The sequence below is a fragment of the Salibacter halophilus genome (assembly GCF_008806325.1).
Classification (GTDB): Bacteria; Bacteroidota; Bacteroidia; order Flavobacteriales_G; family Salibacteraceae; genus Salibacter; species Salibacter halophilus.
Genome location: NZ_WACR01000004.1, coordinates 46,743 through 63,643, shown reverse-complemented (window position 1 = coordinate 63,643; position 16,901 = coordinate 46,743). Strand labels below are relative to the sequence as shown.

At 40.8% G+C, this 16,901-nt stretch carries 12 protein-coding genes; 11 read left to right on the top strand and 1 reads right to left on the bottom strand.

The window, feature by feature from the left end; all coding sequences use genetic code 11:
• The first annotated feature begins 1 nt into the window (after position 1).
• From F3059_RS05130 to F3059_RS05080, 11 genes are all read left to right on the top strand, one after another.
• A complete protein-coding gene (locus F3059_RS05130; RefSeq protein WP_151167059.1) occupies positions 2-1,960 on the top strand; it encodes a glycosyltransferase family 2 protein in 1,959 nt (652 codons plus the stop codon).
• An 87-nt stretch (positions 1,961-2,047) separates the two neighbouring features.
• Positions 2,048-3,385 carry a dihydrolipoamide acetyltransferase family protein gene (locus F3059_RS05125; RefSeq protein WP_151167058.1) on the top strand — a complete coding sequence of 446 codons (1,338 nt, stop codon included), beginning with the start codon at positions 2,048-2,050 and terminating at the stop codon, positions 3,383-3,385.
• 127 nt (positions 3,386-3,512) lie between these two features.
• A complete protein-coding gene (locus tag F3059_RS05120) occupies positions 3,513-5,666 on the top strand; it encodes an OmpA family protein (RefSeq protein ID WP_151167057.1) in 2,154 nt (717 codons plus the stop codon).
• Positions 5,667-5,744: 78 nt separating this feature from the next.
• A complete protein-coding gene (locus F3059_RS05115) occupies positions 5,745-6,518 on the top strand; it encodes a 3'-5' exonuclease (RefSeq protein ID WP_151167056.1) in 774 nt (257 codons plus the stop codon).
• Between the two features lie 7 nt (positions 6,519-6,525).
• Entirely contained in the window at positions 6,526-7,134 is a 609-nt protein-coding gene (locus F3059_RS05110; protein ID WP_151167055.1) for a fumarylacetoacetate hydrolase family protein, read from the top strand.
• A gap of 826 nt (positions 7,135-7,960) precedes the next feature.
• A complete protein-coding gene (locus F3059_RS05105) occupies positions 7,961-8,341 on the top strand; it encodes a hypothetical protein (RefSeq protein ID WP_151167054.1) in 381 nt (126 codons plus the stop codon).
• Positions 8,342-8,369: 28 nt separating this feature from the next.
• Positions 8,370-9,152, top strand: coding sequence for a hypothetical protein (locus tag F3059_RS05100; protein WP_151167053.1), 783 nt, complete (start codon positions 8,370-8,372; stop codon positions 9,150-9,152).
• Between the two features lie 30 nt (positions 9,153-9,182).
• Positions 9,183-9,998, top strand: coding sequence for a Shedu anti-phage system protein SduA domain-containing protein (locus tag F3059_RS05095; RefSeq protein WP_151167052.1), 816 nt, complete (start codon positions 9,183-9,185; stop codon positions 9,996-9,998).
• Positions 9,999-10,149: 151 nt separating this feature from the next.
• Positions 10,150-12,519, top strand: coding sequence for a TonB-dependent receptor (locus F3059_RS05090; RefSeq protein ID WP_151167051.1), 2,370 nt, complete (start codon positions 10,150-10,152; stop codon positions 12,517-12,519).
• A 3-nt stretch (positions 12,520-12,522) separates the two neighbouring features.
• Positions 12,523-13,389 (top strand): DUF4249 domain-containing protein, encoded by an 867-nt coding sequence (locus F3059_RS05085; RefSeq protein ID WP_151167050.1) that lies wholly within the window; start codon positions 12,523-12,525, stop codon positions 13,387-13,389.
• Positions 13,390-13,616: 227 nt separating this feature from the next.
• Positions 13,617-14,327: a toxin-antitoxin system YwqK family antitoxin gene (locus F3059_RS05080; protein WP_151167049.1), complete on the top strand. Its 711-nt coding sequence runs from the start codon at positions 13,617-13,619 to the stop codon at positions 14,325-14,327.
• Positions 14,328-14,504: 177 nt separating this feature from the next.
• On the opposite strand, the gene F3059_RS05075 is transcribed toward F3059_RS05080, so the two are convergent.
• Positions 14,505-16,757 (bottom strand): efflux RND transporter permease subunit, encoded by a 2,253-nt coding sequence (locus F3059_RS05075; protein ID WP_151167048.1) that lies wholly within the window; start codon positions 16,755-16,757, stop codon positions 14,505-14,507.
• Between the last annotated feature and the right edge of the window lie 144 nt (positions 16,758-16,901).

The window sequence follows — 16,901 nt, the reverse complement described above, 5'->3', positions numbered from 1 at the left end:
TGTGAAGCTGAGCGTCATCATCGTCAACTACAATGTCAAGTATTTTTTGGAGCAGTGCCTTATCTCGGTGCTTCAGGCTTCAAAAGATATTGAGACAGAGATTTTTGTCGTTGACAACAATTCGGTTGACGGATCAGTAGAAATGGTGAAAGAGCGATTTCCAGAAATAAAGCTTATCGCCAATAAGGATAACGTAGGGTTCTCAAAAGCTAATAATCAAGCTATCCGCGAAAGCAAAGGCGAATATGTTCTCCTGTTAAATCCCGATACGCTCGTAGAAGAAGACACTTTCACCAAAACGGTGCAATTCATGGATGAACATCCTGACGCAGGTGGACTGGGCGTTAAAATGGTGGATGGAAAAGGGCGATTTTTACCGGAATCAAAACGCGGATTACCAACTCCGCAAGTCGCTTTTTATAAAATGTTTGGACTGTCATCGCTATTTCCAAAGTCGAAGAAGTTCGGTCGGTACCACCTCGGTTTTTTAGATAAAGATGAGATCCATAAAATTGATGTGTTGGCCGGGGCTTTCATGTTGATGAGGAAAAAAACACTTGATGAAGTGGGGCTTTTGGACGAAACTTTCTTCATGTACGGTGAAGACATCGACCTCTCATGGCGTATCAAGTTAGGCGGATACGAAAACTACTACTACCCCAAAACGCGCATTATCCACTACAAAGGTGAAAGCACAAAAAAAGGGAGCCTGAATTACGTTTTCGTGTTTTACAAAGCGATGATCATTTTCGCCAAGAAGCATTTCTCTTCCTCGCTTGCCGGAGTTTACAGCTTTTTTATCAACATCGCGATTTACCTGCGCGCAGCACTTTCACTGTTGCGCAGATTCCTGACCAGCATTACCGTCCCGTTTATTGACGGTATTTTGATTTTTCTCAGTCTGCACATCATCACCCAATTTTACGAAGATGTAAAAGGCTTTCAATATCCCGATGACCTCGTGCTACCAACCACAATTGCTTTTAGCATTATCATGATGGTGAGCAACTACTTTTCGGGAGGTTACGACAAACCCGTAAAACTCAAAAACAACGCAAAAGGAGTCGCCACAGGAGCTATAATCGTGCTCATCGCCTATTCACTTTTAGGAGAATCGTACCGTTTTTCACGTGCCATCATCCTGATGGGAGGACTCGCTTCTTTGGGAATTGTTCTGTTGGTCAGATCGCTGTATCACCTCCTTCAAATTCCGGGTTACAGCCTCAGTCAAACAACTGCTAAACGCATTGCGGTAATCGGCAAGCCAGATGAAATAGAGCGTGTTACCAAAATGCTGCACAACATCAATCTCAACACTGCAGTAATCGCTGAGATCAACCCCAATTCACAGTCAGAACCGAACGACCATTTCGTGGGGAAACTCCACCAACTACCAGAGATCATTGAAGGGTTTAAACTCAACGAAGTCATTTTTTGCAGCAGAGATATTGAGCCTGAAGCCATCATCAACCAAATGAGCAGATTGAGCAGTTACGACCTCGAATATAAAATCGCTCCACCCGAATCAGTTTTCATTATCGGGAGTAATTCTGTCAATTCAACCGGAGAACTTTACTCACTGGTCGATTTAAACAGTATCGACTCACCGTCAAGTAAACGTAACAAGCGATTGCTCGATATTCTCATCTCGTTGATCGCTGTAGTTCTTTCTCCTGTTTTGGCCATTATCAACAACCCTTTCAGAAGAATATTTCCTCAGCTTTTCTCCGTCCTTTTTGGAAGCAAAACGCTAGTAGGATACAGCAATACAATTCGCCAAAAAATAATTTTACCAAAAATTAAAAAATCGGTTATTTACCTAGATGGTCAAATAAATAACCAAAATATAATTCTGAAACACACCGATAAAGCCATTTTAAATTATTCCAACAATTACCATTGGCAAAAAGACCTTCGAATAATTTGGAATTTCCTATTTGGCTCTAAAAAAAGCGTGTAGTCTCTCAACAATTACAACCTTTGTACATTAATTGTAATACTGAATATTTCAGTTATTTTTGCAATTCCTAAAAATTACAATTCTCGTATGGCACAGGTTGAAGTGACATTACCCAAGATGGGTGAAAGTGTAGCCGAAGCGACCATTACAACATGGTTGAAAAGCGAAGGCGACACAGTTGAAGCAGAAGAATCGATAGTTGAAATAGCAACAGATAAAGTGGACAGCGAGGTCCCTGCACCCGCTGATGGCGTTATCAAAGAAATCAAGGTCAACGAAGGTGACGTTGCGCAAGTTGGCGATGTCATTGCAGTGATCGAAGCTGAAGGCGAAGGCGCTGAAGAAGCTTCCGGTTCTGACCAGGAAGAAACGACACAAGAAGAAACAGCAGCTCCCGCTCCGGCAGCAGCATCTTCAAACAACGGCTCAGCAACAGCTCCAGCTGCTCAGGGTCACGATTTCTCAAAATCTGATAGATTCTACTCTCCACTCGTTAAAAATATTGCGAAAGAAGAAGGTATTTCAGTTGAACAGCTCGATCAAATCGATGGCACTGGCCAAAACGGTCGAGTAACAAAAGCTGATATCCTCGGATTTATAGAAAATGCCGGTGCTCAAAAAGCAGCTCCTCAACAGAAGAGCGCTCCTGCATCAGCTTCACAACCAAAAGCTGCATCGCAGCCTGAACAGGTTAAGCCAGCTAAATCTTACGGTGACGATGTCGAAATAATCGAAATGGACCGCATGCGCAAGATCATTGCCAAAAACATGCGCGAGTCAAAGCAGATTTCTCCACACGTAACTTCATTCGTAGAAGCCGATGTGACCAACATCGTGAACTGGAGAAACAAGGTGAAGAACGAATTCCAAAAACGCGAAGGAGAAAAAATCACCTTCACGCCTATCTTCATCGAAGCAATTGTCAAAGCCATTAAAGATTTCCCACTCATCAACGTGTCAGTGGATGGCGACAACATTGTAAGAAAAAAACGCATCAACATCGGAATGGCGGCAGCTACTCCATCAGGAAACCTCATTGTTCCTGTTATTCACGATGCTGATCAATACAACCTTGTAGGATTGAGTAAGAAAGTGAACGATCTCGCAAACAGAGCGAGAAACAACAAGCTCAAACCTGAAGAAATTGACGGAGGAACTTACAGCATCTCTAATGTAGGTTCATTCGGAAACGTGATGGGTACGCCTATCATTCCGCAGCCGCAAGTTGCGATCATGGCAGTTGGTTCAATTCAAAAGAAACCGGCCGTCATCGAAACTGAAGCGGGAGATACGCTGGGTATTCGCCACATGATGTATTTATCGCACAGTTATGACCACCGCGTGGTTGACGGTGCACTTGGTGGAATGTTCGTGAGAAAAGTTGCCGATTACCTCGAAAGCTTTGACGTGTCTCGCGACATCTAAAATCACGTTATTAACAAAAGACCTTAAAACCCTTGTTTAAAATTCATTTGAACAAGGGTTTTTTTATCAGTTAAAATCCTATCTTTGAACGCATAACAACACACCAAACCGTATAATTAATAGATTTATGAACCTTAGAGAAATCCTAATTACTACAACACTGATCGTTTCTTCAATTAGCCCTTCTCTCGGTCAGAGCCAAGACCAAATCAACGTAAAAGAGCTCGAGAATAAAGGCGAAGAACAGATCGACAACGGCCAATGGATTGACGCTCGCGATACTTACAAAGAACTCGTGAAAGCCTATCCAGAAAATAACGAGTACAACTTCCTACTCGGACTCTCAATTTTCAAATCGGGAATTGAACGCGAAAAAGCAGTTGACTACCTCAAAAAAGTCAACCATAAAATCATTGAAGAAAGTGGCTATTTTTACGGTCAGGCTCTTCTCTATGACGGACAGTTCGATCAGGCGATTTCAACTTTCAAAGAATTCAAACCGCTCATTGGCGACAACAAAGACGGTGTAAAGCTGAGAGCTGAAGTCAACAACATGATTCGCCAGGCTGAAGACGGCAAGGTCATCAGTAAACAAGTTAACGATCAAATGCGTGTCGATAACCTGGGCGAAGGAATCAACACTGAATTGACTGAGTACGCACCGGTTCTTTACCAGGATCAAAAGTTTCTCGTTTTCTCTGCAACAAAATCGAGTTCAGATTTCAAAGGTGAATTCGAAGTTGAAAAAGAAGCTGATGATGATATTTACACATCGGGATACGAACTTCTCAATGATAATTGGAAAGAGCGTACAAGACCAGAAGGACTTCACATTCCGCAAAGCGTGAACACTCCGCAAAGCGAATCTGGAATTAACTTCAGCTCAGATAAAAGAACTTTCTATTTCTACCGCAACACTGATCTTTACGCATCAGAAAACGGTGGTTCACCAGTAGCGCAAAAGGTTGAAGTTGGAGATCTGACCGATGCAGACATGACAGCAATTTACACCAACAAAGATGCTGATCAACGTTTCATGGTCGCTTATCTTCCGGAATCAGGAAGTGGCGGACTCGACATTTTCATCTCGAAAAATGAAGGTGGTACATGGAGTAACTGGAAACCGATGGACGGCATCAACACTCCTTACGATGAAGATTCTCCATACCTAGCTGAGGACGGCACATTCTACTTTTCGTCAAAAGGCCACAACTCGATGGGAGGCCACGATCTGTTTAAAGCAACAGAGGAAAATGGCACGTGGAAAGTCGAAAACTTAGGGGTTCCGATCAACAGTACTGGAAACGATATTCACCTCGTACCGGCTGACGATAAAGGCGAAATTTTCTACCTCGCCTCAGACCGTAAGGGCGGATATGGAAACATGGATATTTATCGTCTTTGGACTTGCAAGCCAATCGAAGAATCTACGATCAACGGAAAACTTCTCGCAGAAGGCAAGCCGCTTTCAGCTAACCTGACACTCGCCAATGTTGACGGTGAAAAAATCGAGACGATTGAAGTTGATAACAAAACAGGAGATTACAGCATCAATGTTGAACCGGGTAAAGCTTACTCACTCGTGACAACTGCTGAAAACTACCTCAACGATACAATTGCATTCTCAATTCCTGAGCAGTGTGTTGAGTACGATCTCTACCAAAAGATCGAGCTTTCACTACAAAAAGATCAGGATGGTAATGTAATCGCTCAAAACACAACTGTGACGAATGCGCTTTACGACATCGAAAAGTATCGTGATGATCAGAGCCCTGAAGAATTCTTTGCTTCGTTGCCTGATGGCCACAGATTACAGCCTGATGTCAAAACATCGAGCATCGAGCTTGACGAGCCAATTCTACTCGCTGCAGCTCAGTTTAAGGACGTGAGATTTGGATTTGACAGTGACGAGATCAACGGTACGGCTAAAGCGATTGTAGAGAAAGTAGGTAACTACCTCAACGATCACGATAAAGTAACAGTGAAACTCACAGGTCACACCGATACTAAAGGTCCGTCATGGTACAACAAAATGCTATCGAAAAGACGTGCTAAGTCTGTATCGAGCGCGCTTGAAGAAATGGGCATCAGTGACGACCGCATCACGATCGACTTCAAAGGTGAAGAACAACCTATCGTTGAGGATTACGATGAAGAAGGTAACTACATCGAAGAAGCCGCTGCTAAAAACAGACGTGTTGACATTGAAGTGATTATCCCTGAAGAAAAAGAAATGAAAGAGGATAAAACTGAAAAGTCAAACGAAACAAAAGAGAAATAAACAAACTAAATATCACAACAAAAGCCGGTATTGCTCAGTCAATCACCGGCTTTTCTTTTAAGAATTAAAATCATCTATATGAATTTGTCCTTAGATCGTCCGCTAGCCTTTTTTGATTTGGAAACAACCGGTGTCAATGTCGGCTCTGATCGAATAGTAGAAATCGCAATTCTAAAATTGTGGCCAAACGGTAAAAAAGAAGAAAAACGACACCTGGTGAATCCGCAAATGCCCATTCCCGAAGAAACGAGTAATATTCACGGCATTTGGGATAAAGACGTGGAAAATGAACCCAGTTTTGAGGACCTGGCTCCTGCCCTGTTCCTGTTTTTCAAAGATTGCGATTTGGGCGGATTCAACTCCAACAAATTTGATGTTCCGCTCCTAGTAGAAGAGTTTTACCGTGCCGGTTTGGATTTTGACTTAACCGATCGCAGGTTGATCGATGTACAAAACATCTTTCACAAAATGGAACAGCGCACACTGGCTGCAGCTTACAAATTCTATTGCGACAAATCACTCGATGACGCCCACAGTGCCGATGCTGATACGATGGCAACATACGAGGTTTTTTTGGCTCAGCTCGATCGCTACGACACGCTCAAAAACGACATGGAGTTCCTTCACGAATTCTCAAAGCGCGGTAACTTTGCTGATCTCATGGGCCGACTCGCCTACAACAAGAAAAAGGAAATTGTTTTCAACTTCGGGAAGCACCGCAACAAGCTCGTCAAAGATGTATTTAGGTCAGAACCGTCTTACTATTCGTGGATGATGAAAGGCGATTTCCCGCAGAGCACAAAAACCATTTTGAAAAAAGTCAAACTCGAACTCGATAAAGAAAACAAATAGGATAGCGATGAAAATCATTTGTATAGGTCGCAACTACCGTGATCACGCCAAAGAACTGAACAACCCGGTTCCCAAAGAACCGGTCGTTTTTTGCAAACCCGATTCTGCTATCCTGCAATCGGGAAAGCCGTTTTTTATTCCGGAATTTACCAGTGACGTTCACCACGAAGTTGAACTCGTTGTTCGCATCAACAAAGTGGGCAAACACATCGATGAAGAATTCGCTCACAAATATTATGATGAAATCGGGATTGGAATAGATTTTACTGCTCGCGATATCCAAAAAGAATGCAAGGAAAAAGGACTACCCTGGGAAAAAGCAAAAGGATTTGACGGCTCTGCCCCACTCGGTAAGTTTGTAAAAAAAGAAACTCTGGATCTGAACGACATTCAATTCCGACTCGAAAAAAACGGGGAAGTTGTACAGCAGGGAACATCAAAAGACATGATATTCTCGATCGACAGCATCATCAGCCACGTTTCTAAATATTTCACACTCAAGATTGGCGACCTCATCTACACGGGTACACCAAAAGGCGTAGGAAAAGTAGAAATTGGCGACACACTGGAGGCATACCTGGGCGATGAAAAAATGCTGACTACGAGGGTGAAGTGAGGTTGAACAAGTTTGGAGGTTTGTTGGTTTGGTTTTGAGTCATAATACCCGGCTGCTGAGCGGTGCATTGAGCGAAGCCGAAATGCGTGATCGAAGCATAGGGAGTTAAGACTTCAAATTTAATGCTGACCAGCTGTTTTGAGTATTCCAGTATTTTTTGTCCTTTGTCTTGACACAAAGGACGTAAAAGTCAAGTCTCATCAGAGGCGATTTTTCTCCGCGTCCGCTGCGAAAACCGTAGTCGGATTGTGTGCTTCGTGCTTTGTCTTTTTCGTAGTTTGAGACCCCGCAGCAAGTGCGTGGGTCTATGACTTTCTAAGCCTCTGACGCTTCTGTCACAGGCAAGAAACTCAAAGACGCGACTACGCACATCCGCTACATATCGCTGACTGATGAGACGTAATCCACGAATTAAGATTCTGGTTAATTGTTGAATTAAGTATCGCCTGTTTTAATGGTTTAAACCATCATAGAGGACAAGCTAATTTACCTTCTTACACAGAAAACACAATTACGAGCTTTACGGACTCAGTAACTTATGCGTAAAACTTAGCAGATATTAATAATATACCATCCTACTGACCCATTAAGTTATTTGTAGCTTCTCTAAGAACACCTAAGAAGTTCAAACTAATCTCATACTCAATCAAAATTCAATAAAACATTATTTGTAAAAGGGAGCACAAAGCGTTAGTTTTGAGATATAAATTAAACTTAATTTAACCCTGCATAATAATTCCAACTCTCTTTCAATCACTGTGCATCAGGAGGAAGAATTAAAAACTGGTTTCCATTGCAGTTATTATATTAGCCAAACCGAAATAAAATGGAAGGATTAGATAACGAAAAGCTCATCACTGAATCAAATAATAAACAAATAAGACTAACCACTCATAGACTACGTTACCACGAAACTCCTAAAAGAAATTCAAATTTCACATCAATAATGCTTGATAAAATAAGCTCAATTGAATTGACTTATTACAAAAGCAATGTATGGCTACTGATAATTGGGATTATAACAATACCAGTATTGATAGGGATTGTGTTAATCATCATCTACTATAAATCAAAAAGACATGTTGTCTCTATCACACCAGATGGAGGAAAGCCTATAATTTTTGAAACGAAGGGAATGAAGCGAAATTTTTTAGAGTCTTTTATTGACAAGGTTGAAGCAGCTTCAATGAAACTAAAAAGTAAATAATTTTAACTTACTAATGACTACTTAATTTATGGTAGATGTAGAAGAAGAGTTAAAAATTCTAGAAAACTCTGTCAGAGATATAATCACCTTTGTATTAAAAAAATCACTTGGAGATAACTGGGTAAGTAACCTAAAAATTTCTGAATCTAGAATTGGAAAATGGAAGGAAAGACAGGTAATAGAAGAAAAAAGGTTAAGAAGCACTTTTCTTGATAATAGACTAATTTATTATTCTGATTTCTACGACTTAAAAGGCATAATAATAAAACACTGGGACGATGGCTTAGATTCTGTTTTCAGAGATAAAAAATTGATAACAGCTTTACTAAGCCTAATTGAAAAATATCGAGACGCCCATGCTCATAGAAGGGAGTTATTTGATTATCAAAAGTATTTAATAAAAGGAATAAGCGGAGAAATAAGGACAACAATAATGCAATATAGAGGTAAAAAAGAAGATTCAGAAGATTTTTTTCCAAGAATAGAGGCTGCTAATGATAGTCTTGGAAACTCAATAAGTAACCCTACTTATTCACAGATCATAGTCAATGATGGTACTGTAAGAGTAGGAGAAGAAATTGAGTTAAAGGCCTATTCAACGGATCCACTTGGTGATAAAATTGAATTTAGCATAGAAAGGATAGGTGAAGAAAACTGGTCAGAATCAAATAAAAGAAAATTAACATTTAAACACGATGATATTGGAAAAACCTGTGATATTCAAATAAAAATAAAAAGTAAAAAAGACTACCATGCTTATGGTGACTTTGATGACTTTATCCAGTTTCGATATGTTGTTATTCCATCATAAATAAGGATATTTAAGCTAACAGTACCAGTAATGCTATATGAAAGAAACTATTCAAAGCTAACAACTAAAGAACAGGCTGATTATAACAAAGCTAAGGAAATATTAAAAAATCCTAAAGGTGTATCTGCTACCCACATAGATGAAATTCACGAATTACTTTCTGAAGCCGGCCATCACTATGACTCTCTCTTTCCAAACAATTACATTTTCTTTAATTACATTAAGCACAAGAAGGTTCACAAACTATTTGATGAATTTAGATCTTTATTAAATACAAAAACAACTCTTGAAAGGGATATTCAGCGTTTTATTAAGGAAAAAGAAGCCTATTTCATAATCGAAAGTTTATTCACATTTTATGATTTTGGCCATCATGATGCATATTTATTTTATGAGTTTCCCTTCCCCCCTAATTACTCAGTTGATTATCTTTTAGTTGGTAAAAACTCTGGAGGATATGAATTTCTTTTTATTGAATTAGAAAGCCCAAATCAGTCCATTACCTTAAAAGATGGAAGACTTGGTGAGTCATATAGAAAAGGGATAAAACAAATAGAAGATTGGGATTTTTGGATTGATTCTAATTTTTCGTCTTTGAAAAATGTTTTTAAAAAACATAAAAGTCCCCGAAAAGAATTACCTATCGAATTTTTCGAACTAGACAAAACAAGAATACATTATTTAGTCATTGCTGGAAAAAGAAAGCATTACACCCCAGAAACTTATAGACTGAGAAGAAAAGGCGTAAATAATATTAGTATCAAGCATTATGACAACTTAATTGATTCTACTGAAAAATATATTAATGAAGCATTTAAGAATTCCATAAAGAGTTCTATTTCATAAAAACAATTAATGCATAAAGCGTTTAATAAACTCACCTCCCCAACCACACATCATCCCCATAAACCGATCATTGATTTTTGTTGCTCGTAACGTGGTTTTTAAGAACTTTGCGCCCAAACAATTGTTCACCTTGCACCGGAAAAATTAAACCATGCAAAAATCGATTAACCTGGCGCTTCTTTTACTGTTGCCATTCTTCGCCTTTGCGCAGGAAAAATTCACCCTCTCAGGATACGTGAAAGACGCTTCCAGCGGTAGTGAACTGCTAGGAGCTACAGTCTATGTAACCCAGCTCAAAAACGGAGCCACAACTAACATGTACGGCTTTTACTCGCTCACCCTCCCAAAAGGGAAATACAACATCGAGTACTCCTACCTCGGCTATCAAAAGAAAACCATTGAAATTGATCTCACTGAAGATACCAAACGCGATGTGGAACTGCAGAGTAATAGTCAGCAGTTACAGGAAGTTGTCATTGAGGCGGAGCGACAAGATCAAAACGTGAAGGATGTACAGATGAGCGTTGAAAAGCTCACCATGGATAAAATCCAAAAGATTCCGCAACTTCTCGGTGAGGCCGATGTCGTGAAAAGTATTCAACTAAGACCCGGAGTTTCTACCGTGGGTGAAGGTGCAACCGGATTCAATGTGCGAGGAGGAAATATCGATCAGAACCTCATCCTACTCGATGAAGCGCCCATTTTCAACTCCTCTCACCTCTTTGGGTTCTTCTCCACTTTCAACCCAGATGCAATTAAAGACGCAACACTTTACAAAGGTGGAATTCCGGCCCGTTACGGTGGCCGACTCTCAAGTGTTTTGGATGTGCGCCAGCGTGAAGGAAACATGCGTGAGTTCAAAGGAAAAGGCGGAATTGGAGCGCTATTTTCAAGACTCACTTTAGAAGGTCCCATCGCGAAAGACAAAGTCAGCTTCCTCGTATCTGGAAGGCGTTCCTATGCCGATCTCTTCCTCAAACTGGATGACGAACTGGCCGATAACACAGCTTACTTCTACGACCTCAACGCCAAAGTCAACTGGAAAATCAACGAAAACAACCGTATATTTTTATCGGGATATTTTGGTAGAGACATTTTCAGTTTTGGCGATTTCTTCAGAGCCAGTTGGGGAAACTCTTCGTTTACGGCTCGATGGAATCACCTCTTTTCTGAAAAACTCTTTTCAAATTTCACAGCCTTTTACAGCAATTACTCTTATGCGCTTGGTGCTGACCAGGGCGGACAGGGTTTTGACTGGCAATCGAACATTCAAAACACCAATTTCAAAGCAGATTTCACTTATTACCTCAACCCTAAGAACACGGTTAAGTTTGGTGTAAACGGAATGTACTACATCTTTGAACCGGGAAGAGCTGAGGCAAGTGGTGAATCCTTTACCAGTGAAATTGTGGTTCCGACCGAATACGCTCTAGAACCGGCAATTTATGCGAGTAACGAACAAAAAGTAGGTGAAATCGTGACATTAAAATACGGTTTGCGTTATTCGCACTTTTTCAACCTCGGTCAGCGAGATGTCAACGTTTACCGCTACGGCAGACCAACAAATGATGCGGATATAATCGGATCTGAAAGTTACGATCAAAACGAAGTCATTGCCGACTACGGTGGTTTGGAACCCAGGTTTGGAGCAAACATCCTCGTATCACCGGTGAGTTCTGTCAAAGCGAGCTACATGCGCACAAGGCAATACCTGCATTTGGTTTCCAATACCACGGCAGCTACTCCGCTAGATGTGTGGAAACCGGCAGGAGAATACGTAAAGCCGGCCAAAGCCGATCAGGTTGTAGCAGGATATTTCAGGAATTTCAAAAGCAACACGTATGAAGTGAGTACTGAAGTCTACGGAAAATGGATGTACGACCTGCTCGATTACAAAAACGGGGCAGAGCTGATTTTGAATGAAAATGTTGAAAATGAATTTTTAACCGGTAGAGGAAGATCGTTCGGACTCGAGTTTATGGTGGAAAAGAAAAAAGGGGACTTTACCGGGTGGGTCAGCTACACACTGTCACGCACTCAACAAAAAGTTGAAGGCTACCAGGTTGGCGATTACACTGAAGCCAAAAATGGGATTAACAATGGCGAATGGTATTCATCGAACTGGGATAAAACACACGATGTAACAGTTGTCGCCAATTACGATATTTCAAAAAAGTGGAGTGTCGCTGCTAACTTCACCTTTCAAACGGGAAGACCTATCACCTATCCGATGGGAAAATACTATTACGATGGAAAGCTTATTCCAAACTTCAAGGATCGTAACAATGAGCGACTTCCTGCCTATCACAGGTTAGATTTATCGGCTACGCTTAACCCAGAGTCAATATCTGATAAATTCAGTTACAGCTTAACCTTTGGTGTTTACAATACTTATGGCAGGAAAAACCCCTACTCCATCTATTTCCAGCAAAGCGAAAGTAACCCATTGCAGAGCGAAGCAGTACGCTTAGCAATTATCGGTATTCCGGTGCCTGCCGTAACCTTTAACTTTGAATTTTAAGTCATGATGAAAAACTTGAGTATCATATTTGCGGTTCTGACCATTGGTTTTACATCCTGTACAGATGTCGTGGATCTAGATATCGATGAAAAAGAAGATGCCCTGGTGGTTGATGGTCGTGTTCTCACATCAGACAGCGTTCAAACAATTCGACTTAGCAGAACAACTGATTATTTCAATCCGCAGTTTCCCGATTACGAAGCAGAGAAAAATGCGACTATAAGATTTTACGAAAATGAAACTTACATAGGAAATTTCGTTTTCAACGACTCCACAAACCGCTTTGAGATTGCGCATCCTGCTTTTGTTGGTAACAGCTATCATATAGAAATTGAAACAGAGAGTGGTGAAAGTTATCGGTCAGAACCGGAAACAATTCGGGAAGTCAGCGATGTCGATTCCATCTATTACAAAAAGGAACAACTAACCGATTTCTTCGATTCCACTTACAGTGTCTATATCAATGCTCAGGAACTGCCAGGTGAAGGAGATAATTACCAGTGGAAAGTATATCTGAATGGTGCTTATCAAAACCAACCGGATGATCTTACATTTTTCAATGACGACTTCGTTGATGATGAATATATAGAGGAAGCATTGATGTATGTATTAGATGAGGATGAGTTCAATCAAAGGGCTAATGCCAACAATGAAGTTGAAGTTTATATTGAACAACTTGGTATTACTCCATCTTATTACGATTTCCTATTTCAACTTTCTCAGCAGAGCTCAAGTGGTGGTCCGTTTGCAGCTCCACCGGCACAAATTGTTGGAAACATCATCAAAGAAAACACTGATGGACAAAGAGCTTTAGGTTATTTCTACGCTGCAGATATTGATGTATCTGATACGATTGCGATTAGGAAGTAGTTGTTTATTCTAATCCAAAAAGCTTATTGATTTAAACTTAAATACGGGCGATCCTTTACTAAACAATCAATCCGAATCTCGATTCGTAAGTCTCGTCTCATCAGTTAGTGATGTAATTGGGTTTGTCCTTTTGCCTTGATGCACCAATGTCAAAGTTGATTTAAAAAACATCCTTTCACAAAACCGAAATTTCTTGTAGTTTTCGGATGTGTTAAATCCTATTAATTATGAGAAAAATAATCACGATGATCTTCATCGCATTTTCGTGTGGTGTGATCGCTCAACCCCAAAATTTCACTGCCGATAGCATTGATTCTGAATACGGAATAGAATACTACAAACGCTACAACAGCTTTTTGGGTGGTGAAGAACAACGCATGTGCAACGGATCGCCATGCAACGAACAAATTGAAGATCAGTACAAAAACGGCAAGCTCCTTCACAAAGGATACTATACTGAAGGGCAGCTCGTGACTTTCAAAAACTACTATCCTGATGGAACAGTTGAAAGAGACTTTAAGCGAGTTAGTCCGGTAAAATGCAAGATCGCCAAGTATTACCCAGATGGTAAACCGAAATCTGAAGTGACATACTTCAATGGAAACCCGATCGAGTGGACAGACTACTACCCGAGTGGACAGGTTGAATTCAATGAAGAATATGACCGAAATTACCAGTATTACGAACTGCAGGAATCATTTTACAAAAACGGCCAGCACCAATTTGTTCTGGAACTGGAGAAAAAGCGGAAAATGCTTTACTCCAAAAAAGAATACTATGAAGACGGGACGTTAAAAGCTGAAGGTGAAATGAAGTTCAACGAGGCTACCCGCGTTTACATGAAAATCAACTGGTGGACGTATTACAACGAACAAGGAGAAGCTACTGTGAAGAAGGAGTATGTGAACAATGGTGTTGTTACTGAAAAAGAGATGTAGAAACCTGATCACTTATCAAAAGCTGCCACAAAGGCACCAGGACACAAAATCTATTCTTAGTGCTCTTTGTGACTTAGTAGCTAATTTTAGGTTTCGAACTGCAATTGGCATTCCTGTAACAATACTATCTCGACTACGCTCGATATCCGGGCTTTAAAATTTATACTTACTTCAAGTCTATTTCTTCCTCTTCCACTTGTAAACAATCATCAATAAAACAGGGAGCAAGAAAAGATCAGCGATAACTGCAAAGAAAAGCGTGATACTAACGAGTAAACCCACGTAGTATGTACTCGCAAAAGTACTCAGGATCAAACTGATGAATCCGCTGATGAGGATAAGTGATGTTACTGTAATAGCCTTTCCGGTAGTGATAGAAGCAGATTTTAGTGCGTACAAAATCGATTTCCCGTTCCGCAATTCCAGGTTTACTTTGCTCATGTAGTGAATGGTATCATCCACAGCAATTCCAAAAGCAATTGTAAAAATGATGCTTGTCGTCACCTTGAGGTCTATATCGGCAAATCCCATGATTCCGGCTATGATGAGCAACGGCATAACGTTGGGAATCAATGTCGCAATGATAACGGGAACGGATCTGAACAAAACACCCATAATGAGTGCAATAACTCCAAACGCGATCAACAAACCGTAAAGCATATTTGACGCCAGCGTTTTGTTGCTCTTGTCAACTAACAATCCCATTCCTGTGAGCCTGAAATCGACAACAGACGTATCGATTTTAGCCGGTAACTCTTCGCGCATTTCAGCATTTTTTTGGAGGAGTACATGTCCGCCCAAATCGCGTATTTTTGCGCTGAACCTGGCTTCTTTCAAATCCTCAGTCACAAAATAGTTGAACTGCTCGCGGTCTTTAAACTTATCGATCAACTGTTTTACTCTGGGATATTCTTTTTCGGTCGGAACCTTATAAGCATCCGGATTACCGCCATTCAAAGCCTGGTTCGCCATTTTAACATAGGTGAGCGGAGAAAATGAAAAGCCTATTCCATATTGGTCTTTCAGGTAATTCTCAACTTTTTGAAACTCCACAACTGCTTCGTAATCGAAAACTGTTTTGGATGAATCAGTAACAAAGAGCGCCATCTCAAACGGACGCACACCGCTGTAATGCTTTTCGAAAAACTCAAAATCCTGTCTGTGTGGATCGTCTTCAGCTAGATCTTCGAGCAGGTAATTATCTACTCGCATTTGGGAGATTCCTACTCCAGTGAGCACTAAGACAACAATTGATACTCCTACAATCAGCTTTTGGTGGCCCAGCATCCAACCGAAAGCCATGTGCATGTATTTTCTCCAAAAGTTAGACTTGAGCGTAGACGGCAGAGTCGGCTTTTTACGTAAAATCAAGATTGACGGTAAAAGCGTAAAGGCAAGAATGAACGCGATAAACACCCCAATTGCTGTGTAAACACCAAAATCCCTAATCGGTTGGATGTTAGCAGTGAGCAAGGTCAGGAAACCAACAGCCGTAGTGAGTGAAGTGAGAAAAGTCGCCAGTCCTACTTGCTTAAACGACACTTTTAGCGCTTCGAGTTTTGTCCTACCCAGCCTCAACTCTTCCAGATATCGCGTGATGATGTGAACCACATCGCTCACCCCCACAACAAAGAGAATTGTTGGCAATAATACCGCCATGATGTCGAGCGGTTTATCGGTCAGAACCATAAGTGCCACAACCCAAATAACGGAAAGCAACACCACCGATAGCGGAACCCACACACCCCAAAAGGATCTGAACGAAATGATTAAAAAGATGATGAGCAAAACAATACCGGCCGAGATGAACAGGGCCGTTTCCTCTTTCATTTTTTGGATGTAATATTTTTGTCCGTGTATGCGACCGGCAATGTGGACATCTTCAAAGTTGTATTGCGCGATTGCGTTGTCGATGTCTGTGACGAGTGAATCGCTCTTCGCTTTTGAGAGGTACGGCTCAGCTTGTAGCGAAATACTCACCGATTTTCCATCCTCACTGAAGAATGATCCAATGAGATGTTCGCTGCGATAGATCCTGGTTGAATCTGACTTGTATTTTTCCGGTTTATCAGGATGTAAATACGGCACGTTGATAGGACCAAAAGGTCCCATCACAACCTGACTAATACTTGTGGGAGATTGTACGCGTTCAACGAGATCGATTTCTTTCAGATCCCCTGTCAACGAATCCACTTTCAACAAAAACTCAGTGTCGAAAATACCATCCTCTTTTTCCAACGCGATGAGCACGAACTCGTTATCCGGGTAAAATTTTTCGCGATAATCTTTGTAAAAAGCGAGATCGGGATCATCAATTGGGAAAAAACTCTCAAAGTCGTAGTCAAACTTCACACGTGGCAACAAAAATGCTGCAACGATTGACAACGTGGCGATTATGACAAGAGCTGCGCGAGCAGTATTTTTATACATGTACTATTCCTGCTTGAGTTACTGGCAAAGTAACCATATTAATGGAAACTTGTTTTTAAAACTGGTTGGTTTTTGAAAGGTAAATGAGGAATTTTGATTTATGAGACATACTTGATACGATGAGAGCCTGCCTTTCGGCAAGCT

What these genes read in the sequence shown, in the direction of transcription:
- F3059_RS05125 (WP_151167058.1), top strand. Translation starts at nt 2,048, where the DNA reads ATGGCACAGGTTGAAGTGACATTACCCAAGATGGGTGAAAGTGTAGCC.
- F3059_RS05120 (WP_151167057.1), top strand. Translation starts at nt 3,513, where the DNA reads ATGAACCTTAGAGAAATCCTAATTACTACAACACTGATCGTTTCTTCA.
- F3059_RS05115 (WP_151167056.1), top strand. Translation starts at nt 5,745, where the DNA reads ATGAATTTGTCCTTAGATCGTCCGCTAGCCTTTTTTGATTTGGAAACA.
- F3059_RS05110 (WP_151167055.1), top strand. Translation starts at nt 6,526, where the DNA reads ATGAAAATCATTTGTATAGGTCGCAACTACCGTGATCACGCCAAAGAA.
- F3059_RS05105 (WP_151167054.1), top strand. Translation starts at nt 7,961, where the DNA reads ATGGAAGGATTAGATAACGAAAAGCTCATCACTGAATCAAATAATAAA.
- F3059_RS05100 (WP_151167053.1), top strand. Translation starts at nt 8,370, where the DNA reads ATGGTAGATGTAGAAGAAGAGTTAAAAATTCTAGAAAACTCTGTCAGA.
- F3059_RS05095 (WP_151167052.1), top strand. Translation starts at nt 9,183, where the DNA reads ATGCTATATGAAAGAAACTATTCAAAGCTAACAACTAAAGAACAGGCT.
- F3059_RS05090 (WP_151167051.1), top strand. Translation starts at nt 10,150, where the DNA reads ATGCAAAAATCGATTAACCTGGCGCTTCTTTTACTGTTGCCATTCTTC.
- F3059_RS05085 (WP_151167050.1), top strand. Translation starts at nt 12,523, where the DNA reads ATGATGAAAAACTTGAGTATCATATTTGCGGTTCTGACCATTGGTTTT.
- F3059_RS05080 (WP_151167049.1), top strand. Translation starts at nt 13,617, where the DNA reads ATGAGAAAAATAATCACGATGATCTTCATCGCATTTTCGTGTGGTGTG.
- F3059_RS05075 (WP_151167048.1), bottom strand. Translation starts at nt 16,757, where the DNA reads ATGTATAAAAATACTGCTCGCGCAGCTCTTGTCATAATCGCCACGTTG.